Below are 6,036 nucleotides of genomic sequence, written 5' to 3' on the forward strand. Positions count from 1 at the left end.
GCCCCTTGTGGGCAAAAGCCCCCTTGCTCCTCTTCTCCCTTGGTTGTTCGCGTAGCGTCCCGTAGGGAAGCCCCACCCCTTGTGGGTGGTTTTTCTCCCCTGCTCCCTGCTCCCCTGCTTTTTTCACGTTTTTGCTCGTGAAGTCAGAGAGGCTGTAACATCGCCTGTATGGTAAAAGGGCAAAGTGCCTATTAAACCACCTTGGCTGACAACTACGGAATATTTTTTGTATCCTTGTACTTCAATTAGCGCTCTAGCTAATTCTCACGATGCCTGGTTATTATAATTGCCTTCAGGAGTCTGAGGGGCAGTTGCTACCTTTGGTAATTTTGATAAGTGTCAATTTCTCACCCAAGTTAAAATCCAGTTCTAGCTAAGGTAATTCAAAGTGACTTCCCGCGCTGATGAAATTCAAAAACTGATCGCAGACATTGATAACTTACTAACTAACAATGGTAAGCGACTGCCGAAGTTGCTGTCTGGTCAAGCGCCAGAAGCCAGAGAGGTTTTAGAACGAGTTCGTAACTTTCTGGTCAAGCTAAAAGAAACTGAGGATTCACAAGCTAACGCTCCCCAGACAACTGGACAGATACAACCATCACCTTTGTTGGCGAAATTTGCTGAACAAGTTAATAATCCGGCTTCAGTAGAGCAATCTCAATCTAAACAAGAACAAAACAGTGTTTTTAGCAGCCAACTAAAAAGTGAATTAGCAACATTAATCCAGCCACTACAAGCAGAATTAACAGCGCTGTTGCAAGAACGCTCTACACTGATGCAAGAAATTAGGCAGTTGGAGCAGAGGCGACTGCAAAATTACTCTTTGAGTCAACAGTTGGCAAATCAAGAGCAGATAATTGGGGAGTTTTTGCAGGTACTAATGAGCCGCCTTGTCCCGGCTGTCGCACCGCATATCAGAGAGAATGCGGCAAATGAGCCCAATTATGTGAGTACAAATCATCAAAATAGTACGGAACTAAACTCATCTACAACTTTGCCTTCACTAGAATCATCGGCACAGGTAGAACGGTTAACTCAGTTTGCCAAAGAATTAGATCAACGTTTATTGTCTCTAGATGGGACTGTGAACATTGTTTTTGAAGCATTACAGCGCAACATTAATACTTATCACGAATCCTTGTCCCAAGCACTGGCAAGAATGCACAGTACAGGATTGCAAGGCGAACAGTTGATGGTAAGTTTCCTTAACAATTTGACCCAGCATTTGGAACAACAGTCTAACAATACTCAATCTGCGGCTGTTGAGACGAAAAAAGAGACACCACCGCGATCGCCATTCCCAACTAGAGAAGATGCTGCTACTCTAGAAACTATCAAACCAGTCACTACCATTATTGAACCATCATTAGAATTGCCACCGCCAGAAGTCGAATTTGTCTCAGATGTGGCGGCTAATGATTTGGATGAAATGCTGCTTGAACTTACTGGTAATATTTCTCAACCAGTGGATACCCTGACTACTCCTATAGAACTAGAGGGATTTGAAGGGTGGGAAAATTTGCTGGAGGATTCTGAACAACCATTAAATTCGCCAGCACCAATACCCAGCGCCGAAGTCTTTGGGATGCTCAGTGATTTATCCCCCCGTAGTTTGGAATTAACTGATGAGGTAGATCAACTTTACGCGAGTTTATTTGATATCAGTTCTATTCCTCAAGGGAGTGTTGATATTACCCCCCAGGAGCCAACGCTGGATATTTCTCCAAATGTCAATGACACTGCACATCCCAACATTCCCCTGGGAGAAGAAGAAACAGCCGCAGTTGTCACAGAAGATTTTTCACTCTTGAATATCATTGACACGCCACCTGCACCGCCAGACTCCATCTTTACTCAGTCGGATGCAGGTTTTTTAGAACCGAGCAATATTCAGCCTCAAACAACACCAACTAATCCGCCCTTATTTACAGATTTATCCTCAGATTTTCAACAGGAGTTATTTTTTGAGGAAGAGCCTGAACCACTAAGCACTACACTCAGCTATTCTCCTTCAATCGGTGACAGTGTTCCAGTGCAGCCAGATCATGCTGATACAATTACCTCCCTGAGTGAACTTTTCGCAGATGCAAGTAGTGAAGAGCAATTATGGCCTGGTTTGTCTCCCGCAGAAATAGGACTCACTTTAGATGAACCAAGTCCAGATGTCGCGGTCAAGGCTGAGGAAGAGGAGCCATTATCAGATACATACATCGCCGCTTCTCCACAGGAGAATTTGCTTGCACCAGAAGAGATAGCGTCGGCAAATTTGCCAGAAATTTCTTTGAATGAAGCACAGTTGCAGCAATTGAATCAAGATTTAGCCAATTTTGATGAGTTGCTCAACTACCAGTTACCTGATGTATACGGTTTTGAGGATAGCCAAGAACCGCAGAATCTGGCTTTTCTTAATCCTCAAACAGTAGACCAGATACCAAATGTAGCTAGTTCGCGTCCGGCTGTACCACCGGTTGCACCCATATCATTACCACAAACGGAAACTGATTTAAATTTTAGTCCCGCAAACGAAAAAAAAAAGGAACTTACAGCTGGTTCCAGTTCAGGAAATCAGACAGAAATTCCGGTCGATGTGCATGATTCGGTTTGGTATTTAGGAATTGATTTGGGAACAACGGGAATTTCTGCGGCTTTGTTGAATCGTTCCAATTTGGTTGTTTATCCAATATATTGGTCAGCAGAAAATATACCGGGAGCTACTTCCTTTCAACATTCATTTCGCTTACCAGCGGAAGTTTATCTACCGAATGCTTCGGTTCCGCAAGGGGAAAGTGAAGCGGCTCAGAAAAAAGCCTCTAACCACAAAGGTAGTCATTATTCAGCACAGTTAAAGCCTTATTTACATGTAGCTATCCCCTACAAAAGTGAACAGCAAAAATGGGAACCTGTGCTGCAATTCAATGAATTTTCGGCGGGGCCATTAATTTGGGTGGTGCGATCGCTCTCTAAGTTACTTTTAACGCTAAAATCTGATCGCCTCAGTACAACGCAAGGTTTAGTAGCTACAGCCGTGGGAATTAATCAGCCAATATTCCACACTATTGTGAGTAATATCGCTGGCGTGATTTGCACTTGCCCATCTAGCTGGTCAGAACAATATAGATTTAATGTCCGGGAAGCTTTACTGACGAGCAAAATTATCTCACATCCCCAGCAAGTATTTTTTGTTGAAGAAGCGATCGCCAGTTTAATTAGTTTATTCGATAAAAGTAATGGCGAAATCATTCAAGTGAGCGATCGTCAAGGTTTGCAACCAGTCAAAACCACTGATTCCTTGCAAGGTAATACTTTGGTGATGAACCTAGGCGCAACTGCAACCGAAATGGCTTTGGTTGATATCCCCGAAAATCTGCTGCAATTGGCACACCAAGATTTCATGCTCCACAGTTTTCCCTACGCCAGCAAGGGTATCGAACAAGATATTATTTGTCAGTTGCTCATTCCGCCTAAATATCGGCAATTACGTAGAAATAATCAAGAAGATAGTCAAAATAACACTAGTAATCCTTGGCATTGGCAACCAGCCTTTCCTGATGTTGACCAAATGCAGTGGCAAAGTTTGGGATTAGATAAATTAGATTTACCGAGAGCCGGAGAGCCAGATATAGGCGTGCGGATTCGTTTGCAGCAGCGGCTCGAAAGTTCGCTGTTAGGACAAGCTGTGCTAGAGTCGGCCCTCGCTTTGAAGTTAATTTTGCAACACCAGGAAAATTTTACCTTGGTATTGGCAGACCAACAGTGGGTATTGCAACGGCGAGACTTAGAAAATCAGGTCTTCGTTCCTTTTGTACGAAGGCTGAACCGCGAACTGAATAAGTTGTTAGTGGCGCGGGGTATCCCCACAGAAGCAATTAATCAAGCCATTATGACTGGTGGGGTAGCGTCTTTAGAAGTTGTCCATCATTGGTTAAAGCAAAAACTTCCCAACGCCAAGATTATTCAAGATTCATATCTTGGAGAAAATGGCGCACCTAATTGCAGCCGAGTTGCTTATGGTTTGGCGATGTTACCCCTGCATCCCCAGATTTTAGAAGAAGCGAGACAACAGTACACCGATTATTTTTTGTTTACAGAATTGCTGCGGCTGTTACCAGAGCGTAGCTTATCGTTTAATGAAGTTCTCCAGTTGTTTGAGGGACGGGGAATTAATACTAGTATTTGCCAGCAACGGTTACTAGCATTCTTAGAAGGAGAATTACCAACAGGTTTGATACCATCACCACCAGAATCAGCATGGCTCACCCAGAATTCATATCAGAATTTAGATTATCAGGCGATCGCATCTGTGCCACTGTTTGAAAAACAAGGTAATCTCAGCTATCGTCCCAATTCTCAGCAATTATTAGCCCTACGTCACTATCTGGAAGCAGTGAAAGCCAGCACCCAGCAATCTCTGGAGGAGCCATACACGGTTAATCTTGCCCATGTGCCTTTGTGGTAGGCTGTTATACCAATTCGCAATACTTCGACTCTTAACGGGTGACAAAGTGGCTCAAGATGAGATGTGGCAATAATTTGAGAAAATTATGTTGCCCTGATCTCAGTTAAGATCGTTGCGATTAGGTGTCGGCAATTGAAATATCTCAGAAAAGCGTGAATACTTAACCACATCGGTAGGAGGATAATCTGCTGACACTGCAATTAACCCAATTTTTATATCCTCAAAATAAATCATACCCCCAATACGTCGTTCAACTTGGAAAGGGGCATGGAATAAATGATACTTTGCAATGTAGATCGGAAAAAAGTCAGTAATCTTTATTGCTCTGCCAAACATTTGTTGACAAGTTTTGTGAATGACACCATCTAGGTATTTATTATAAGTAGGCTCACCCAGTTCAGTAAATTCCGAATGATCCGCAAAGTTGTCCATATAAAATAACCAGATATTGGACAAGTCTGCTTCATTTGTCAATTTTTGCTTGAGTTCCTGCAATCGGTCGATGTTCATAATCATAATATTAATATTGATGAGGTGGGACGAGCAGACAACACTGTTTGAATACACCAACTTAGTCTTGATAATTTGCAGATTACAACACATTTTCAGGTTAGTTACGGTCTAATTGTTGGAGCAAGTTAACAAGGTTAGCGGTGCTGACCACATAAACACCTTTAATCTTTTGTTGTTGTGTAATTTCGTCCAGATTTGCTTGGGTAAAACAAATAATAGGCTGGACATAGCTAAGTTGTTTCAAGTTTTTAACCGCAGCAGCTTGTCCTTTAACTGCTCTCAATAAAACTTTTCTGTTGGCAAAATCATGAATCTTCTTACCATAGCGTTGTTTCAGAACAGACCCATCAAAAAATACTCCACCCTTATTAGTTTTGATATCGACTACAAAACAATTACCATGAGGCGAAAGCAAAAATACATCAGCATCGCCCCAATGTTGAAGACGAATGTTGTACTCGATTTTCCAAACAAGACGTTCTAAAACTTTCAAAAGTTGAGCAACATTTTCTTCTCCACTAGCTCCTTGGTCGGCTCGATTAGCTAGACTCCATAAGTTCTGTCCCTGTTTATAAAGTATAAATGCACCTGTTAAGCAAGCAATCAAAATCAAGGTGACTAATCCCGGAGTTGTTGGCAGGATAAATAAAGCCAAAAAAGGAACAGCAATCGAACATAAGGCTCCAATCAAAAGTAAGATTGCACCTTTTCTGCGCTGTAAAGCTAATCGCCTAACGTTTACACCTGCTCTTGGCACAATTATTCCTCAGTATTTTTGTAAAAAAATATACCAACTTTTAAGCGTTTTTCTGCTATGGACTCAGGGGTAAAAGTGGTGGCTGAGTTAGCCATATAGGCGAGTTCAGTGGTAAAGTGACAGCGTGGGATGGTTAGTACACTGTGAGAATTGATCATCTCAAGCTCCTCCATTATTCAGATGGCGAATGTCAGCAGATGCGGGAGGTGTGCAATGGCGTAACCGCCCACTGGCGATCGCACAATGCCAGTTTAGAATAGCAATATAAATATATACTTTTATTAGAGGCAGGGGGCAGGGGGAACGGGGC

4 protein-coding genes are annotated in these 6,036 nt (G+C 42.5%); 1 reads left to right on the forward strand and 3 read right to left on the reverse strand.

What is annotated here, in order from left to right; translation table 11 throughout:
- Positions 1-388 precede the first annotated feature (388 nt).
- Positions 389-4,456, forward strand: coding sequence for a hypothetical protein (locus tag IQ259_RS26485; RefSeq protein ID WP_193888962.1), 4,068 nt, complete (start codon positions 389-391; stop codon positions 4,454-4,456).
- 99 nt (positions 4,457-4,555) lie between these two features.
- Here the strand turns inward: IQ259_RS26485 and IQ259_RS26490 are convergent, their stop codons facing one another.
- From IQ259_RS26490 to IQ259_RS27415, 3 genes are all read right to left on the reverse strand, one after another.
- The gene (locus tag IQ259_RS26490; protein WP_193888963.1) at positions 4,556-4,966 is read right to left on the reverse strand and encodes a hypothetical protein; all 411 of its coding nucleotides are present in this window, start codon (positions 4,964-4,966) and stop codon (positions 4,556-4,558) included.
- Positions 4,967-5,066: 100 nt separating this feature from the next.
- A complete protein-coding gene (locus IQ259_RS26495) occupies positions 5,067-5,726 on the reverse strand; it encodes an NERD domain-containing protein (RefSeq protein WP_193888964.1) in 660 nt (219 codons plus the stop codon).
- A 2-nt stretch (positions 5,727-5,728) separates the two neighbouring features.
- Positions 5,729-5,884, reverse strand: a complete 156-nt coding sequence (locus IQ259_RS27415; RefSeq protein ID WP_228014807.1) for a hypothetical protein — start codon at positions 5,882-5,884, stop codon at positions 5,729-5,731.
- Positions 5,885-6,036 lie beyond the last annotated feature (152 nt).

It is taken from the genome of Fortiea sp. LEGE XX443 (assembly GCF_015206815.1).
In the GTDB taxonomy this organism is placed as follows: Bacteria; Cyanobacteriota; Cyanobacteriia; order Cyanobacteriales; family Nostocaceae; genus Nostoc_B.

Coding starts and splice junctions, on each gene's coding strand:
- IQ259_RS26490 (WP_193888963.1), bottom strand. CDS start 4,966: ATGAACATCGACCGATTGCAGGAACTCAAGCAAAAATTGACAAATGAA.
- IQ259_RS27415 (WP_228014807.1), bottom strand. CDS start 5,884: ATGATCAATTCTCACAGTGTACTAACCATCCCACGCTGTCACTTTACC.